Source organism: Jeotgalibacillus marinus (assembly GCF_040801915.1).
In the GTDB taxonomy this organism is placed as follows: Bacteria; Bacillota; Bacilli; order Bacillales; family Jeotgalibacillaceae; genus Jeotgalibacillus; species Jeotgalibacillus marinus.
On sequence record NZ_JBFMIA010000009.1, the window covers coordinates 37,320 to 55,896 of the forward strand.

Sequence of the window (18,577 nt, forward strand, 5' to 3'; positions counted from 1 at the left end):
CTAAAAGGGTAATATAGCGACAAACCTACATTATATTGACTCATGTGAAAAGTTGCTTTGAAGTTCTGCGCCTTTTTCCCTAAAATCTTTTTGTTCCTTTTTAGACATTGCTTTATATTCTTTTAAAAAAGATTCATATTTAGGCATTACTTCTTCAATTTTACCATATTCCTTTACTTTTCCGAACTCAAGCCATAAAGCCTTTTCACAGAATTGTTTCATTTGACCCACTGAATGACTAATAAAGAATATCGTTTTTCCTTTCTCCTTAAATTCATTCATTTTGTCTAAGCATTTTTCAGCGAACGCTTTATCCCCCACTGATAGTGCCTCATCAATGACTAAAACATCTGGATTGATTGTCACTGATATGGCAAAACCGAGACGAGATTTCATGCCGCTGGAATAACTTTTTACAGGCTGATCAATAAATTTTCCCAAGTCTGCAAAATCAATGATTTCTGGCTCAAGTTCTTTAATTTGATTTCTCGTAAAGCCAAGCATCAAACATTTTAATTCTATATTTTCTCGTCCAGATAAATTATTATTTAAACCCGATTGGACGGCAATGAGTGCTGTCTGTCCCTGCACTTCTACTTCACCATATGTTGGTGGTACAATCCCTGCGATGATATTGGAAAGAGTCGATTTGCCCGATCCATTTACTCCAATAAAACCGATGACATCACCTTTTTCAGCTTCGAAACTTAATCCTCTAAGTGCATAAAATTCTTCACCAAAACTTTTTGGTAATACTAGATCAAGAATTTTTTCAGATTGTTTACTGTAGAGCTTATATCGTTTTGCAACATTTTTTACAATTACTGATTTCTCCATTTTTTCCACACCCTATTTTATAAGTAGTCGATTAAATGATCTCTAAATTTCAAATGCAAAATCGAACCTACCCATAAAAGAATAAAAATTAATGTCCAAAAATAAAGCGTATACTCCCACTGTTCAATAAAATACCAATTATGATTAAAAAATGCAGCCCTATAACCTTCAATTAGATAATATAATGGGTTAATTTTCATTATCGTTTGAACAAATACTGGTGAGTCGAAAGATATCCAAAGAATCGGTGATAAGTAAATAAGCATTTTTAAAATGGATTGAACGATCATTTGAACATCTCGAATAATTGTCGAGAGTGTTGAGGTAATTAAATTAATCGAAAAAACTAACATGACCGTTGCAAATAAAAAATAAGGAAGCTGTAGGTAATAAATAGATATTGGAGATCCAGTCAACTGAAAAATGCATATCGCTATTCCTAACAAGAAAAAATGTGGATATAGCTTAGAAAGTAAAACATAACTAGGTATAGCACTAGTCGGGAAGCTCATTTTAGCAATCATTCTTAGTCGAGTATAAATAGATTTTGACCCATGAAGAAGTGCCGGATTAACAAAAAACCAAAGGATCATACCCGCAAGCAACCAATGAAAAAAGGGCACACCATTAACATCGGCTCTCTTCATAATATAGCCAAAAACAAACCAATAAACAGCCAATTGAATTGCTGGAGTAATTAACTCCCAAGCTAATCCTAAATAACTGTTCTTATTCGTACTTTTTATGTCATATAGAGCAAGCCTTTGTATCAAATAAAAACTGTTCACTTGCTCTTTCATTACTTTTATTATTGCTTTCATTGGTCCCATCCTATCACTAACGTTTGGAAGGTGAACGAGTGAAAAAAACTTCATTTACTGCTCGTTCAGTAGCCTTTCCATTTTCCCAAGCGCAATATTTATCATAATAAAACACTTTCTTCTTACATCTATAGGCTTTTATATAAATCATGGCCATTTACAATCTACACTCTGTCATGAGTTCAGAAATACCTTAAACAAAGTATACAAATGGTTAATTGTAAAATCAAATGCAACACAATAAAATAGAATAGTCATAGGAAACCGTATATTATTACTGTTGTCAAAAGCCATTAATTACAGGTAAGGTTTTAACTAAGACTTAGGCTCATTCTACCACACCCGCACGCTCGTTTAAATCATTCTCTGATTTATCAAGAAAAGGACAACTGATTTACACTCACTCTGATGAGAATATTGTGCGAGTAGAAACCTGGATTCAGTCAGCTATCATGGAAAATTACAAACGATCAGACACCGAAAATTCTCACTTATCCCTAAAGCGGTGCGGTTTCACTAAGTACTGAATTTAATAGAGCAATTTACAAATGTATACAAATATCGAATGCAAATGTATCCCCATCACACACATGACATAATCATCAAAAAATAAGAATGCTTCAAAGAGATTCTTAAAGCATTCGATATCGTTTCTTATCTAATATTTCTTAAAAACCTTTTCCACTACCCGACGAGAAGATTCTCCTGATTCCAAGTAGCAAAACTTTTTGTGAAAATCAGTAAAAGAACTTGGCAGTTTGAAGTTATTCTCCTCCAAGATCTGTATCTCATCAAGAACCTGTTCAGTTGTTCTAACCAATGGTCCCGGTGCACTTTTCTCAAAATCAATATAAAACCCTCTCAGCTTATCACGATAGTTTTCAATATCGTAAACATAAAAAATCATAGGACGTTTTAAATTCGCATAATCAAAGAAAACAGATGAATAATCTGTGATTAATAAGTCCGAAGCAAGATATAATTCACGAATATCCTCGTGATTTGAGAAATCAAATGCGAACCCTTCATAAGCTGTCAGGTCAAGGTTCTCTGCAACTAAATAGTGCATTCTTAAAATAACCACATATGATTCGCCTAATTGTTGTTTCAACAGGTTCAGATCAAGGTCCAGGTCAAATTTATACTTCCCCACACCATAAAATTGATCATCTCTCCAAGTTGGGGCATAAAGGATAACCTTTTTATGTGAAGGAATCCTAAGTCGACTTTTCAGTTTTTCAACCGTTTCTTTGTCATTACAATTATAAAGGTAGTCATTTCTAGGATACCCTGATTCAATCATTTTTTTATCAAATTGAAAAGCACTGCTAAAAATTTCAGATGAGTATTTATTAGGTGACACAAGAAAATCCCAATTCCTAGATTCTTTATGGAACTCTCTTTTATACTCTTCCGTAGTTGTTCCCGGCATAAAAACCTCATCCATGTCAGCAGCTAGTTTCTTAAGTGGTGTACCATGCCATGTTTGTAAATAAATAGTATTTTTAGGTTTTGGTATCCACAGCGGCATACGGCTATTGGTTACCCAGTATTTTGCCCTAGCGGTTAAAAACAGCCATTTACCTGAGAACCTATTTACAACGTCAATATCCTCATCCTCAAAGTTGTGCGAATACTTCCTATCTACACTCCAATACATTTTATACTCGGGATTGTTTTCTTTTAAATATTCATAAATGGCCCTCGGATTACAGCTGTATTGTTTTCCTAAGAAGCTTTCAAACATAATTAGTTTTTTGTTTGATGGAAATAATCCTATTATACTAAAAGCATTTTTATAGAGCGCTTGAGTCACTTTATGACGCTTAAGTTTAAGAAGGAATTTCTTTAACTCACGTATAGATTGGACACCTAATATAGAATTTTTAAGGGATCTATTTAATATTGGTTTTAAATCCATGCTGCGGTCTCCCTCTATGGTTTTCCCCATATTAAAAATGCCCTTGTTTAATATGGCGGATAATCTCGCGTCACACACTACAGGAACAAGAAATATCTTGCTGAACTCCTCAAAAAAATCTCTAAGTTTAAACCGAATAAAAGAAACCTTTTAAAAAAGTTGAAGATAATCTAAAGGAAATAGATACACTTCAACAATTAGTTCTCTATCCATTTTATACTGTCAATAAATCTTTTTTAATTTGAGTTGTAGAAATTCCAATGGTACGGGGTAAATAAACTACTTCACAATAGTCTTTAAGAAAGTCAAACTCACCTTTCCAATCATCACCCATAACAAAAACATCTATATCATGCTTTTGAACATCCTGTATTTTTTGTTCCCATGTATTTTCAGGGATGACCTCATCAACATATCGAATAGCCTCCAAGATCATTTTTCTATTATCAAAGCTATGATAGGCTTTTTTATTTTTTATGGCATTAAATTCATCAGTTGAAATTGCAACTACAACGTAGTCTCCTAATTCTTTCGCTCGTTTTAAAAGATTAATATGTCCCCAATGTAATAGATCAAAGGTTCCGTAAGTTAATATTTTTTTCATATCAGATTCTCTCCTTTGCAGATAGATCTAGTGTTTAGATACTACCCAGTTTTGTTTATCCAAACTTTACAGGCTCTTCGCCATTAAGAATGAATTTTATAGAAAAAGGTGTTTTCTCTTTTTCTATAATCTTAACACCGGACAGGGAAATGAGTTCGGTAGCGAGCGAAGTATGGCTCCAAACGGTTACTCATTTCTTTTTATTTGAACGCAAAATCCAAGTTTCCAGAATTAATAATTCATGGCAACCATGGGTCCGCAATATGAAAGGTGTTTCGATATCTTCAATTGGTAATAACATACTGATCCCCCACCAATTCTACTAGTTTAGAAACAGTAGGGTCATCATTCTAGAGCACATTACAATCTGTTTAAGATACCTTTACTTTTGAATGGTACAGTTAAAGACTACTGTTTCTTGGTATTCTAAAAAATATACCCACTCATTATAATACTTTTAACATAAAATTTCAATTCAAACTTCACTTTGAACCTATTGGAAAATCAGGCAAGCACAGAAACTTCTACCATCATAACACCGTAAAAATAAGCTTTCATGGACATTTTTAAGAGAGCACAGTGCATTTTCAGACCAATACTAAGTATATTGTTATTTAGTATTTTTCTAAATTGTAGTTTTTGTAGTTACTTCGTTAATTACATGCTTGAACCTTTCAGATTTTTGAACTAGATATCCTCAACTACTATGAAAATACTATTATTTTATTATTTGTTATCAATTTTTTCGGACCGTCTGTTACTTCACAACTAACAGACGGAGTAGAGTTTTCCATACTTAGGTTAATATTGAGAACAGTCCTTTTTATTTACTTTTTCTCTTCATTACCATATTTGCCCGCTAATATCTCAATTTCTTCATCAAGTAATTAACAAAGTTTTCAGCAGATTTACCTTTGGAATATTTGTTCCAGGTCTCACTAAATTGATTGATACGATCTGAACTATAGGTATGTTCAATCTCTTTAATTTTTATAATTAGTGACTCTGTATCAACTACCACAGGACCAGGTACTAGTTCTTCATAATTTGTCCAAATACCGCGTTCCTTTTTATATTCATCTAGATCATACGCAAAGAAAATCATAGGTTTTTCCAATAGACAATACTCGAATGGTATAGAAGAATAATCAGTTATAAGCGTATCAGCAACCTGTAAAAGCTCATTAACATCATATGTTCCATCAATCACCAAAAATGAATTGTTTGACTGATCAGGTAAGATAACTGATTGTTTAGTTACAGGGTGACATTTAATAATAAAAAGATACTCATCCCCTAATTCTCTTTGTATAAAGGGAATATCTAAGTTAATTTTATGGTCACTATGATCTCTGAATGTTGGAGCATATAAAATGATTTTTTTATCTATAGATTGAGGATACTTTCGAAAAAAAGATGCACGAATTTCCTCTTTTTCAACTGCTGAATAAAACAAATCCGTTCTTGGTATCCCCGTTCTTAAGAAAACATCCTTCTTTAAACCAAACGCTCTTTTGAAGACGGATGCCATTTCATCAGACCCTACTAAAATCTTGTCAAACCGCCTATACACATGGTGAAATCTCTTAATTGAATTTTTTGAGCGAGTAAATGTGTTATTTGCTTCTAAGCCAAAGCTTTTAATCGCACCAGCAGCATGCCATATTTGTATGCATTCAGCCTTTTCGTTAAAATTTGTTACAGCTAAAAACGGAAAATAATTGTCCACAATGACAATTTTTGATGTAGCTAAGTGGTAGATTCTCTTGAAAAATTGACGCTTATCCTCCAATGAAATTAATTGGATTCTGTTATCTTTAAAGTGTTGTAACCTTTTAAAAGATGCCTTATTACATATTAAAATTACTTGCATGCTATCATTGCGTTTTTGCAATTCTTTTGTAATATAATACGCATTTTGTCTGAAGGTTACATACATAACAATCTTTCTTTGTAAGGGCAAGAAGTTATATACTGTGAATACAAACTTAAATACAAACAAATAAATCGTCTTTATGACATCGTTAATCATGCGTTTGTCCCAATCAGCAAATCTTTTTTAATCATAGTGGTTGAAACGCCATTCGTTCGATCTAAATACACAACTTCACAATATTCTTTAAGGAAATCAAATTCACCTTTCCAGTCATCACCCATTACAAAAATATCAACATCATTTTTTATAACATCTTCAACCTTTTGTTCCCACTTGTTTTCCGGTATTACTTTATCCACATATTGAATCGATTCAAGTATGAATTTACGATTTTCATATGAATGATAAGCTTCCTTATGCTTAAGCTGATTAAACTCATCCGTAGAAAGAGCGACAATTAGTTCATCACCTAAGTCTTTTGCTCTTTTAAGCAAATTGATATGTCCCCAATGTAGTAAATCATATGTGCCATATGTGAGGACAGTTGTAGTCTTCTTCATATTGTTCACCTCATTGACTTTTTTAATAGCTTCGCAACGTTGCCTTTGACTATTATTTACAAGAACTTATATTAAAGTTCATTAATAAAATAGACTGTAAACTTAATATGCCCGTATATACTTTAGACGTTCCAAGGTAGAAATAGTTACTATCCTATTTTTTCCTGGATCTACACAATATTAACCACTACAAATTTCACGTCTATTGATTAACCAAATAGACGATAAAAGATTTCAGATCGTTCATTTTCCCACGCTAACGGGTGGGTTTAATTCAAGAAATATCAACAAAAAAGACTGGAACGACAAGGAGCCAGCCACTTTTTTCTTCACTTGATCAACGTCCATTTCATCAAAGCCCAGGCGATTATTCCTGTAAATAGTTGAGAGCATACTGCGTTTTTTGAGTTTGAAAACAGTATTACAGTAAATTGAATAAGATTTGTCTAAGAGATTATTAATCTGAAAATGAAAAAGAGTCACGTAATTATTATACGTGACTCCGACTGTAAACAAAATAGCTTTTTTCTTCATTTGAATACTGTATCAGCAATTCTTTTTGAGGCAATTCCTTGTTCCCAATTACAGAAACGTTCATAAAATTCGTCATATTTCTCTTTATATTGTTCCTGCACTTTATTGATGTTTTTAATGGAATAAATAATTTCATCATTTGTAAAAACTAATGGCCCCGGAAGTTCTGATTCCATATCGATGTAGAAACCACGTAAAGTATCGCGATATTTTTCTAAATCATAAGTGAAGAACAAGATTGGACGTTTTAAGTTTGCAAAGTCAAAGAATACAGATGAGTAGTCGGTAATAAGCATATCCGAAATTAAATACAGTTCAGCAATATCATCATATTTAGAAACGTTAAAAACAAATCCTTCGTATCCTTCTGTATCAAGCTGATCTGCGATAAAGTAATGGGTACGAAGAAGCACCACATATTCATCGCCTAACTCTCTTTGTAGTCGTTCTAAATCAAAACGCAATGTAAACTTATATTGACCGGGTTTATAAAATTCATCATCTCTCCACGTTGGTGCATATAAGATAACCTTTTTGTCTAAAGGTATATTTAATTGTTTCTTATATTTCTCCATTAATAGCTGTTTGTTAGGGCTATGTAAAATATCGTTTCGGGGATAGCCATATTCAAACATATGCTTTTCAAATTTAAACGCTCGACTAAAAATCTCACTAGAATACGAATTAGCAGAAATTAAGTAGTCCCAGCGTCGAGACTGCATATAAAAATCTGATTTATAATTAGGATTTGCGGAATGAATTTCATTCATGTCAAATACTAATCGTTTTAATGGAGTTCCGTGCCAAGTTTGTAGATAGACGTTTCCTTCTCGCTTATTTAATACTTTGGGAATACGGGAGTTGGATACCCAATATTTTGCGCGAGCCATATAATAATAATAGGCAAATGAAAACCGTTTCACTTGTTTAGCGTCACCTGGAATATTTTTACCAGGCTGCCCGAAAATCCAGATGTATTTAAAATCTTTTTTTTCCTTTACAAGGTATTCGTATATATTTTTAGGACTATCTGAGTAATTTTTCCCTAAAAAACTTTCAAATACAATTGTTTTTTTCTGCATTGGTAACTTTGTTAAAACATGTTTGTATAACGTTTGATATGCTTTTTGACGGCCTTTTAGTGAATGTCTTGCAATCCTCAAAAATTTATGTAACTTAAGAAGTATACTTAACTGTTTTCCATTTTTATTCTTAATGGCTTTAAGTTCTTTTTTTATAAGGTAGTTTCCTCTTATAGAGACTGAATGAGTATCTATAAATTTTACAACGGTTGATAATTCGGCTATTACTTGTTCGCGAATATTTTCTTGTTCAAGAATGGAGAGAAGATAATTATCATAATAAGATGCGAATTGTTTGCAAATAAATTTTAATATTATAGGATTTTCTATAAAATTTACTGATAAATCGTTAAAGCGTACAACGTATTCTCTAACTTTAACAACATCATCACTTTGAGATAAAGACTTTGGAGAATCGGGATCTATTCGCCATTGTTTTTTATACATCCATCCAGTGATAGATGGAACAGATTTCAGGTGTTCTAGAAGAGGTAATAAAAAAGTTAAATCGCTATAAATTTGATATTTTTCATTAAATCTTAAGTTAAACTTTTCAATCAACTCACGTTTAAAAAGTTTATTTAAAACTGATTCATTTTGAAACATAAGGTCAGAGTCAGTATAATTTATACTATGTTCAACCGGTAATGTTAAATTAACCGTTTCTCTTTTTTGGTTAAAAACACCAAAAATAACATCATGATGTTCAATATTGCTGATAAGAAGTTTTAGGGCGCATTGGTCCAATGTATCATCGCTATCTAAGAAATAAATATAGTCTCCAGTAGCGGAATCTAACCCAATATTTCGAGCATATGCAACACCAAAATTTCCTTTTAGGTCAATGCATTTAATACGCTTATCTTGTTTTTCGTATTCTCTAATAATAGATAAACTGTCATCTGTTGATCCATCATTGATTACAACGGCTTCCCAGTTTGAATAAGTTTGATTAATTAAAGAATTGATACTATTTTTTAAATATATTTCTGTATTGTAGACAGGAATAATAACTGATATTTTTTTCACAATTCCACACCTTTTAATATTATATTGAGTCTATATTTTTGACATAAAGAAGTTAAGTTTTGTGCTATTAAATAATTTGAATTTAAACATCTTACAAAATGTTCGTTTGATATGGATCCTATGCTGGAATCACTTTCTAGTCAAGAAGCCAACTTTTATAAATATTCAGCTGTCACAAAGGATATCATACCCACTTTTCCATGTAAAACGATAAATATAGCGATAAACCACTCCATAATGATACGTATATTCACGATATCGTTATGAAAATTTTGTTTTTGTATCTGAAGTAATTCACGGCTTTTCATGTAAAGTATTCGTTTTCACCTACCGTAAACCCAAATGGCAATTTTTTAAATAAAAATACCCCCAAAGCTTGCAGGCTTGGGGGTATCTCATATAACTCAAAAAAATTTCACCTACTCAAAATCTTCGACCAAAACCCTTTTGGCTTAATCTCAATAGGTGGATTCAGGTTCAATGGTTTCCCATTTAAAAGGTTCGCAGCGTTTTCAATCACTTGCAAATCGTGATTGTAGGTAGAATTTAATACCTTTAATGCTCGTTTCATGGCAAAACCTCGATGGTTAATATCATGAGCGTCTGATGCAACAAAATGAGATAACTGGTGTTCTAATAGCTCTATCGAAAATTTTTGAACTTTCTTTCCAAAGTCACCCGCTACGCTAGCAGCAGTTACCTGTGAAAGTGCTCCTTGATTGATAAGGCGGAACAATTTGTCTGGATTCTCCATAATAGATGAATTTCGTTCTGGATGAGCAATGATCGGAACAAGCCCATCTACTAGCATTTCATACACAACGCGTTCAGTATAAGCAGGGACCTGACTTGATGGTAGTTCGACCAATACATAGTTAGTCGTTCCCGCTAGACAAAGTATTTCATCGTTTTGAAAGTCCTCCACAATTTCTCCATAGATGCGCACTTCTTGACCAGGATGAATCTTTATTGGTAATTCCCTTTCAAGAATGATGGAATTTAATTCACCTACATAAGAAAGAACATCTACTTTATCATTAATATACTTTCGATTTCGATGATGTGGAGTTGCAATGATATCTGTAATCCCATCCTCTATCGCTTTCTCGAGCATATCAAGTGTATCGGATTGTTGCTGTGGACCGTCATCAATACCCGCTAGTATATGGCAATGAATATCAATCATACAAGGTCAGCTCCGTTTTCAGCTATTTCCATAGTAATAATACTCATCGTTACTTTGCATTTTCTTATCATTTAAAATTACGCCTAAAATCTTTGCTTTCGCAGTAGTCATGAGATCTTTTGCTTTCAACACTTTGTCTTTATCAGCAATTCGTGAGCGGACGACTAAAATAGTACCATCACATTGATGAGATAAAACTTGTGCATCAGTAACGGCTAATACCGGTGGTGTATCAAAAATGATTAGATCGTATAAATTTTGTGCAGAATCGAAAAAACGCTTCATTACTCGAGATGATAATAACTCAGATGGATTTGGTGGGATAGGTCCCGATGATAGGACATCCAATTTTTCAATATCCGTTTTATTAACTGCTTGCTCTAAAGTGGATTGTCTTGTTAATACACTCGTTAATCCAGTTGTATTTAATATATTAAAGGTAAAGTGCATGGTTGGTTTTCTCATGTCTGCGTCAACCAAGAGAACTCTCTTCCCTTGTTGAGCAAAAACGATTGCCAAGTTTGCTGCAGTTGTGGACTTACCTTCACCTGGACTAGATGAAGTCACTGTGATCGTACGAATATCGTGTTCAATTGCAGAAAATTGTATGTTCGTTCGAATCGTTCTATATTGTTCAGCAGCAACTGATTTTGGGTTGTATTGTACAATTAGATTTCTTTTTTTTCCATCAATATTTTTTTTAGCTTTACCCGCCATATCGCTCGCTCCTTACTTTCATAGTACGTGAACCAGTTAGATTTTTATCAGGAAGATTTGTTATTTGACCAACTACTCCCAAGATAGGTAAATCTAGAACTTTTTCAACATCTTGTTCTGTCTTAATTGTATTGTCTAAGTATTCTAATAGGAAAGCAATCCCTACTCCAACCATTAAACCAACAACTAAAGCGATGGCTATGTTTAGCAGTGGTTGCGGGCTAACAGGTGATTGATCAGACGATATGACTGCAGGTGCTAATACACTCACATTATCTACACCATTCATCAATTCAACTATTTCCTCTTGAAAAACAGCTACTGTTTTATTTGCAATATCAGCAGCAACATAAGGATCGGGGTCTTGAACAGATAAGTTTACGACTTGAGAATCTCGTTCCGCTTGAACTGTGATTATTCCTTTTAACTGAGAGGTTGTATATGTTCCACCTAACTGTTCTGATACTTTATCAAGGATTACTGGACTCTTAATAATGTCGTTATAAGTACTTATTAATTGTAAATTTGCTTGTATATCTGAGACATTTAAGTTTGGCTGATCACTTTGTTCCTGATTTACTAGAAGCTGAGTAGAGGCTTGATACATTGGTGTGATAACATAATAGGAAATGATCGCACTGGCTGAAATCGCGATTAACGTAACTATGATGATCATCAGCATTCTTTTCTTTAATGTACCAAATAACTCTTTTAAGCTTATTGTTTCTTCCATACGGATAGTTCCTCCTGACATAGATGAAAATAACCATTGCATTATACCATAAAGTCTCTAAAGAAAACTTACCTTTTTCAAATTCCGGAATTCTTTTACATCACATCTACCATTTTTTAAAACTATCTTATATAATAAAAATATGCTATACCATGTAACTATTTATATCATTTATAAAGGGAGTTTTATCCTGCATGATTAAAAAATTTTTGATTGTATCATGTCTCATACTTACTGTGTTTATTGTTTTTTCAGGGCAGCGTGCTTGGGTCAACTCTCAAGAAGCGATTCATCAATCATCAACTACTAATGACCTGGACACAGTATCAGAGTCAGATGAAACAAATGATAGCAATCTAGACACAGAAAAAAATGACAGTTTTGTAACGCTTATCGCAAACCAACCAGAGAAAGCACAGAAAATGTGGTTGGAGAATCAACAAAATGATCAACCGGTCGATATAACTTTAGTAGCATCTGAATCCGCCTTATCCTCCAGTCAAAACTGGACAACAATTCTAGAGGAGGAACTAACATCCCTTTATAATGGAGTGAAGTTGAATTTCACTGTTATTCAACATCCAGATGAAGGAACTTCCCAAGATTGGTTTGAAGCCTTTGAAGAAGGAACGTATGATTTTGATGATCAAGAGATTGTGTTATACGAGCTTCCTACGCTAAGGGATAATGGAGTTCTCTCAACGGACGATCAAGTAGTTTACATGAATGGTTTCCTTGAAGAATTTCAATCACTTCTTCCTGAATCGAACCTATTTGTTCTTCCCTCTCAACCCATTTATCAAGCGACTGTTTACCCTGAGCAAGTTAAAGCAGTTAGGGATGCAGTAGAAGATTTTGGTTTTACTTATTTAGACCATTGGACAGAATGGCCTTCGTCAGATAATATGGAATTGGAAGACTATTTAACGGAAGATAAGGACCCTAACAGTCTAGGTCACACAACCTGGGGAACATATCTAGTAAACTATTTTTCAGCTAATTAACCATTTAGGAGAGTGAAAATTCACATGAAAAAAACGATGTTTGCAGTAGCTGCCACAGCTGCCCTTTCAGCATTTGGCTTTGTTTCTGAAGCAGAAGCAAGTTCAAGTTCACACAAAGTAAGTTCAGGTGATTCGTTATGGAAGATTGCGAATAAGTATAATACGACTGTCGATAATTTAAAGACTCTCAATAATCTTTCTTCAGATATGATTTTTCCAAATCAAGTACTTACAGTTTCAGGTAGTTCAACAACACCAACAGCTCCAAGTGAGGGTACATATACTGTAAAATCTGGTGACACGTTAGGTGCAATCGCTCAAAACAACAACATGACATTGTCTAAATTGATGGAATTAAATAATCTATCTGGTCATTTAATTTTTCCAGGACAAAAACTAAAATTAAGTGGAGAGGCTCAGGATACCACACCAGCTCCAAATCCTGCACCTCCAGCTTCTGAACCGAGTAATCCTTCAACAACATACACTGTTCAATCAGGCGATACACTTGGTAAGATTGCACTAAACAACAAAGTGACCGTGGCAAATTTAAAATCTTGGAATAATCTTTCATCAGATCTTATTTATGTTGGTCAATCACTCGTTATTAAGGGTGGAGAGAGTGGAAGTCCTTCTACACCACCTGATAGTCCGTCTACACCACCTGATAATGGTTCTCCAAGTACAAGTGATATTATCGACATCGCTAAAGGTCAACTAGGAGTTCCATATGAATGGGGCGGTTCAACACCCGCTGGATTTGATTGTAGTGGATTTATCTATTATGTATTGAAAGAAGCAGGAGTAGATATTTCGAGAACTAGTGCTTCAGGATACTATGATCGCTCTTTTAATGTAGATACCCCTAAAGTAGGAGATTTAGTATTCTTTGAAAATACGTATAAAGCTGGAATTTCACACGTAGGATTTTACATTGGAAACAACGAATTTATTCATGCGGGTGATAGTGGTGTCCAAATCACTAGTTTAGATAACCCGTATTGGAAATCACACTTTGAAAGCTTTAAGCGTTTATACTAAGTGAATAGTTTAAGAGAGGTTACCAAAATGGTACCTCTCTTTTTGATTATTATGGGGAAATACTCTTCTTCATACCCAATTTACTCTTCATCTTCAAAATCACTTCACTAATTTATTCCTATCTAAGGTATTTAAAAAAACACTTACTCCCCGTTAGAGGATTTTACTCTTCATCATCCTTTTGCAACTCAATTTAACCACTTCCCCATCCTTTGATAAGTGGTTAAATATTTTGGCATAGGAGGCATCAGTGGGCCGCCTCCTCTGTTTTAAATTGTTCAGTTAGTGACATGAACTGTTCACGATCTCCTTCTAAAAGAGCTTTGTCGATTAAACGGTGCAAGTTTTCTTTTTCAAAGTGTAAAACTTCTTGACTACTTTTTTCTGAATTATCACCCGATTTGACATCTTGAACGTGAAACGACGTAATCGACTGAAGGTGGTCCAGTAAATCAGAAATTTGAAGCAATTGAAACAATCGCACCCGAAAAATTTTTGTTCCTCGTTGGAATACAAAAATATCGGTTAGGTTTTCAATTTGCGTCGTTTGGATGTTGATCCTAATCTCGTTGGATTCTACAGGGATAAACTGATACACTTCATTTTCTTTTATGATGGAGAAATATTGATACGCAAATACGAGCTTAAGGTCATTTCCTTCTTGCAGTGTGTAAAAAGGCTTCATCATCTTAATATTCAGCAACACAATCCCCTCCTCCTGATTAAATTTCTAATTAAAAATTCAGTTATTTTAATCTGTTATCATACATTTTATGAAAAAGATAAAGAGAAAATACTTACCAGATTGTATATGGTGTGATTTGCAGCAGCAATCATATGGTATTTAGTTTAAAGTTAATACTTTGCTTTGGTGCCTGTCCCCTTTCTACCGTAAAGTCCATTCATTCTTTATAAAGAAAAAGCCACTTCCCATATGAGGAAAGTGGCTTTTTATGCTCACATATTATTTAGTTAAGAATTTTAACTTTAACTTCTTTGACGCCCCAGCTAAGTGCTGCGTCTTGAGAAGGAACGAATACATCTATTTTGTTGCCTTTGATTGCTCCACCAGTGTCTCCAGCAATTGCTTCTCCGTATCCTTCAACCCAGACGCGAGATCCAAGTGGAATGACGCTTGGGTCTACTGAGATTACTTTTTGGTTCGGGTTATCACGAAGGTCAATACCTGTTGCTGTTATACCTGAACATCCTGCACAGGATGCAGTGTATGCTGTTGCTGAAACCGTAAATTCTTGAGTTGCTTCAGATGATGGTTGTTCGCCACCAGTTCCTTCTACGCCTTCAAGAGATTGTGTAGTTCCTGCATCTTGCACTGGTGCTTCTTCTACTGGCTCAGCTGATGCTTCTTCTACTGACTCAACTGATGCTGAAGATTGTTCAGCTGTTGGTGCTTTTTCACCGCTTACTACTAGTTTATCACCTGGAAAGATAAGATCGCTTGATAAGCCATTATTGTCCATAAGCTCATCCAATGATATATCGTGAGCATGTGAGATTGAGCTTAGCGTATCTCCACTTACAACAGTGTATGTTTCTTCTTTATTGATAATTTTTAATTCTTGATCTGGATATATAATTGTAGATGATAGGTCATTCCAATCCGTAAGATCTTGAACTGTGACATTTGTGGTTTGAGAAATCCCCCACAACGTTTCTCCTTCATCTACTGTGTAAGAAGATGATGCTAATGCTACTTGACCTACCAATCCGGCAGTCAACGCTGCGATTCCAGTTAGTGCAACGATTTGTTTTTTCATAAAATGAAGCCCTCCTTTTCACTAACTAGACATAGCATATCATCTATAAATTTCAAAAGGATGTCATGACCATTAGAGAAGTTTAACAATTAGATTACATGATTACGTGTATCTCACTCGTTGACATATGTCCGTGTGAAAACTATACTTGAGACTACCTTTATAAAGAATGTTTCATAATTTCAGTAAATTACGATATAAATAGAGGAGTTGAATTGCAATGGGGCGAGTTATAAATTTTTCTGCAGGACCTTCTGCTCTGCCACTCGAAGTATTGAAGCGAGCGCAATCTGAACTACTTAACACTCATCAATCTGGAATGTCAATTATGGAAATGAGTCACAGATCAAAATCATTCGAACGAATTTTACATGAAGCAAAAAAACGACTACGCTCATTGATGAACATCCCCGATTCCTACAAAATTCTTTTTTTACAGGGTGGCGCATCGCTACAATTTTCTATGATACCATTAAATTTATTACAAAAAGATAACGAAGCAGCATATTTAATTACTGGTTCTTGGTCGAAAAAAGCATATGCTGAAGCAAAAAAAGTTGGCGATGCAACTATTTTTGCTTCTTCTGAGGATGATGCATTTCGATCAATCCCCGATTTTGCAGAGTCCACACTTTCTAAACGAACATCTTATCTCCATGTAACCAGTAACAATACAATAGAAGGAACTCGGATTTCCGTTTTTCCAAAAACCAATAACAACATCCCCATCGTTACAGATCTTTCGTCAAATATTCTTTCAGAAAAAATCAATGTTACAGATCATGGGGTCATTTATGCTGGAGCTCAGAAAAATTTAGGTCCCTCTGGCGTAACAGTGGTAATTATTCGAGAAGATTTAATTGGTAAGACGGAAGCAACAACATTGCCGACTATGCTTGATTACGCCATACATGCAAAAGCTGATTCCTTATATAATACTCCACCGACCTTTGCCATTTATATGATTAACCTTGTCCTTGAATGGGTTGAATCGATTGGTGGGATCGAGGACATGGAACGACGCAATCGAAAGAAAGCCCAGTTGTTATATGATGCAATCGACTGCTCAAAACTTTTCTCATCGTCCGTTAAAAAAGAAAATCGCTCATTGATGAACGTTCCATTTAAAACAAAAAATGAAGAACTCGATCAAGCGTTTCTTCATTTCGCAGCTTCTCAAAAACTTGTCGAGTTAAAAGGGCATCGATCAGTTGGAGGAATGCGTGCTAGCCTTTACAATGCGATGCCACTTGAAGGTGTTGAGCGACTCACTGACGCCATGACACAATTCGAAAAAAGATCAACCTAGGGGGAACATCTCCATGACATATCAAATTCAAACATACAACCAGATTGCTGAAGCAGGCCTTTCTCTACTTCAAGGTCCCTTTGCTCTCAATACAGCAGAACAACCTGATGCCATTTTACTAAGAAGTCACTCACTTCACGGCCAGCAACTCCCTCAATCCGTTCAAGCCATTGCTAGAGCAGGTGCAGGCACAAACAATATTCCACTGGAAACTTGTTCTCAAAATGGCGTGGTCGTCTTTAATGCCCCTGGCGCCAATGCAAATGCTGTCAAAGAGCTCGTACTTTCTTGTTTAATTGCAAGCGCGCGAAATTTATTTCAAGCGATTCATTGGACGAATTCATTGGCAGGGACAAAAGACGTGGCGGGGCAAGTTGAAGCCAATAAAAAAGCGTTTATTGGGCATGAAATTAGTGGGAAAAAACTTGGGGTAATCGGACTTGGAAACATCGGGTCCGTCGTAGCCAATGATGCACTTGCACTTGATATGGATGTGATAGCGTACGATCCATTTGTGTCAGTTGATGTGGCATGGACGATTTCACGAAATGTACAACGTGTTCATCACTTAGATGAATTGTTATCATCATGTGACTACATCACAATTCATGTTCCTTTATCTGAAAAAACCACTGGTATTATTGATGCTAAAGCGTTTTGTGCCATGAAAAAGGGCATTCAATTCATCAATTTTGCTCGAGGTGAACTTGTTGATGAACAAGCGTTAGCAGAAGCATTAGCGGATGGAACGGTTGGTAAATACATCACCGATTTTCCAAATAACCATGTGTTTGGACTGAAGAATGTTGTCGCGATCCCTCATTTAGGTGCGTCAACTTCTGAATCAGAAGAAAACTGTGCCGTGATGGCTGCTCGTCAGCTAAAAATATTTCTTGAAACAGGCAACATTCGTAATTCCGTCAATTTACCAAACGTCAGCCTACCACTCACATCACCAGGGCGACTTACGATCATGCATCAAAACGTTCCAAACATGGTCGGACAATTCTCAGGTCTCCTAGCCGACCGCAAATTTAACATCGCCGACATGCTCAATCGTAGTCGTAGTGACTGGGCCTATACGTTGATCGACATTGATAACAAGCTATCTAGCGAACAAAAGGACGACATTCTTGCTCGCTTGCATAGCATCCAAGGAGTCGTTAGAGCGCGTCATCTCACGAATGCTTAGTGTTGAGTTGGGGCTTTTTGGGACTAAAAATAAAACAAAAAAGTCATCGCCCTGAGCATGCAGGTGATGACTTTTTTCTGTCGACCTATTCCAATATAATTGCTGCTCCTATCAGTAAATAAAACATGATTCGCTTATTTTTCATTCTGTCCCCCCTCTTAATTTTCAACCTTAAAAAATAGAACTGAAAAAAACCCATAATAGTAATCTATGCAAAACCCTAACACATTATTCCATATACTTCCATGCCCGATGATGGATTTGTAATTAGCATGATGGAAACTTCAGTCTGGAGATTATTCGTACTGTCACCTCGCATAATAAGCAGTACTTTTACCATTTTCAGTTGACAG

The 18,577-nt window shown here is 35.0% G+C and carries 14 protein-coding genes and 2 pseudogenes; 4 read left to right on the forward strand and 12 right to left on the reverse strand.

The window, feature by feature from the left end; translation table 11 throughout:
• Positions 1-54 precede the first annotated feature (54 nt).
• From tagH to AB1471_RS10830, 10 genes and pseudogenes are all read right to left on the reverse strand, one after another.
• Positions 55-837, reverse strand: a pseudogene (gene tagH / locus AB1471_RS10785) (teichoic acids export ABC transporter ATP-binding subunit TagH); the annotation flags it as partial.
• A 17-nt stretch (positions 838-854) separates the two neighbouring features.
• A complete protein-coding gene (locus AB1471_RS10790) occupies positions 855-1,658 on the reverse strand; it encodes an ABC transporter permease (protein ID WP_367779775.1) in 804 nt (267 codons plus the stop codon).
• Between the two features lie 658 nt (positions 1,659-2,316).
• Positions 2,317-3,507: pseudogene (locus tag AB1471_RS10795) on the reverse strand (CDP-glycerol glycerophosphotransferase family protein); the annotation flags it as partial.
• A 286-nt stretch (positions 3,508-3,793) separates the two neighbouring features.
• Entirely contained in the window at positions 3,794-4,183 is a 390-nt protein-coding gene (gene tagD, locus AB1471_RS10800; RefSeq protein ID WP_367779776.1) for a glycerol-3-phosphate cytidylyltransferase, read from the reverse strand.
• Positions 4,184-5,042: 859 nt separating this feature from the next.
• Positions 5,043-6,215 carry a CDP-glycerol glycerophosphotransferase family protein gene (locus AB1471_RS10805; RefSeq protein ID WP_367779777.1) on the reverse strand — a complete coding sequence of 391 codons (1,173 nt, stop codon included), beginning with the start codon at positions 6,213-6,215 and terminating at the stop codon, positions 5,043-5,045.
• Positions 6,212-6,619, reverse strand: a complete 408-nt coding sequence (gene tagD, locus AB1471_RS10810; protein ID WP_367779778.1) for a glycerol-3-phosphate cytidylyltransferase — start codon at positions 6,617-6,619, stop codon at positions 6,212-6,214. Before tagD (AB1471_RS10810) ends, AB1471_RS10805 begins: the two co-directional genes overlap by 4 nt.
• Before the next feature lie 530 nt (positions 6,620-7,149).
• Complete coding sequence (locus AB1471_RS10815) at positions 7,150-9,264, reverse strand: bifunctional glycosyltransferase/CDP-glycerol:glycerophosphate glycerophosphotransferase (protein ID WP_367779779.1); 2,115 nt, start codon at positions 9,262-9,264, stop codon at positions 7,150-7,152.
• Positions 9,265-9,679: 415 nt separating this feature from the next.
• Positions 9,680-10,450 carry a tyrosine-protein phosphatase gene (locus AB1471_RS10820; protein WP_367779780.1) on the reverse strand — a complete coding sequence of 257 codons (771 nt, stop codon included), beginning with the start codon at positions 10,448-10,450 and terminating at the stop codon, positions 9,680-9,682.
• Between the two features lie 18 nt (positions 10,451-10,468).
• Positions 10,469-11,167 carry a CpsD/CapB family tyrosine-protein kinase gene (locus tag AB1471_RS10825; protein WP_367779781.1) on the reverse strand — a complete coding sequence of 233 codons (699 nt, stop codon included), beginning with the start codon at positions 11,165-11,167 and terminating at the stop codon, positions 10,469-10,471.
• Positions 11,157-11,900 carry a YveK family protein gene (locus AB1471_RS10830; protein WP_367779782.1) on the reverse strand — a complete coding sequence of 248 codons (744 nt, stop codon included), beginning with the start codon at positions 11,898-11,900 and terminating at the stop codon, positions 11,157-11,159. Before AB1471_RS10830 ends, AB1471_RS10825 begins: the two co-directional genes overlap by 11 nt.
• 194 nt (positions 11,901-12,094) lie before the next feature.
• On the opposite strand from AB1471_RS10830, the gene AB1471_RS10835 reads away from it, so the two are divergent.
• Together AB1471_RS10835 and AB1471_RS10840 are read left to right on the forward strand one after the other, a co-directional pair.
• Positions 12,095-12,904, forward strand: a complete 810-nt coding sequence (locus AB1471_RS10835) for a hypothetical protein (protein ID WP_367779783.1) — start codon at positions 12,095-12,097, stop codon at positions 12,902-12,904.
• A 24-nt stretch (positions 12,905-12,928) separates the two neighbouring features.
• Complete coding sequence (locus AB1471_RS10840) at positions 12,929-13,945, forward strand: C40 family peptidase (RefSeq protein WP_367779784.1); 1,017 nt, start codon at positions 12,929-12,931, stop codon at positions 13,943-13,945.
• A gap of 247 nt (positions 13,946-14,192) precedes the next feature.
• On the opposite strand, the gene AB1471_RS10845 is transcribed toward AB1471_RS10840, so the two are convergent.
• Together AB1471_RS10845 and AB1471_RS10850 are read right to left on the reverse strand one after the other, a co-directional pair.
• Positions 14,193-14,648 (reverse strand): IDEAL domain-containing protein, encoded by a 456-nt coding sequence (locus AB1471_RS10845; protein ID WP_367779785.1) that lies wholly within the window; start codon positions 14,646-14,648, stop codon positions 14,193-14,195.
• A 265-nt stretch (positions 14,649-14,913) separates the two neighbouring features.
• Positions 14,914-15,723 (reverse strand): LysM peptidoglycan-binding domain-containing protein, encoded by an 810-nt coding sequence (locus AB1471_RS10850; protein ID WP_367779786.1) that lies wholly within the window; start codon positions 15,721-15,723, stop codon positions 14,914-14,916.
• Between the two features lie 220 nt (positions 15,724-15,943).
• Here AB1471_RS10850 and serC point away from each other — a divergent pair, with 220 nt between their 5' ends.
• On the forward strand, positions 15,944-17,032 hold the full coding sequence (serC, locus tag AB1471_RS10855) for a 3-phosphoserine/phosphohydroxythreonine transaminase (protein WP_367779787.1): 1,089 nt from the start codon (positions 15,944-15,946) through the stop codon (positions 17,030-17,032).
• 13 nt (positions 17,033-17,045) lie between these two features.
• A complete protein-coding gene (locus AB1471_RS10860; protein WP_367779788.1) occupies positions 17,046-18,224 on the forward strand; it encodes a phosphoglycerate dehydrogenase in 1,179 nt (392 codons plus the stop codon).
• Positions 18,225-18,577 lie beyond the last annotated feature (353 nt).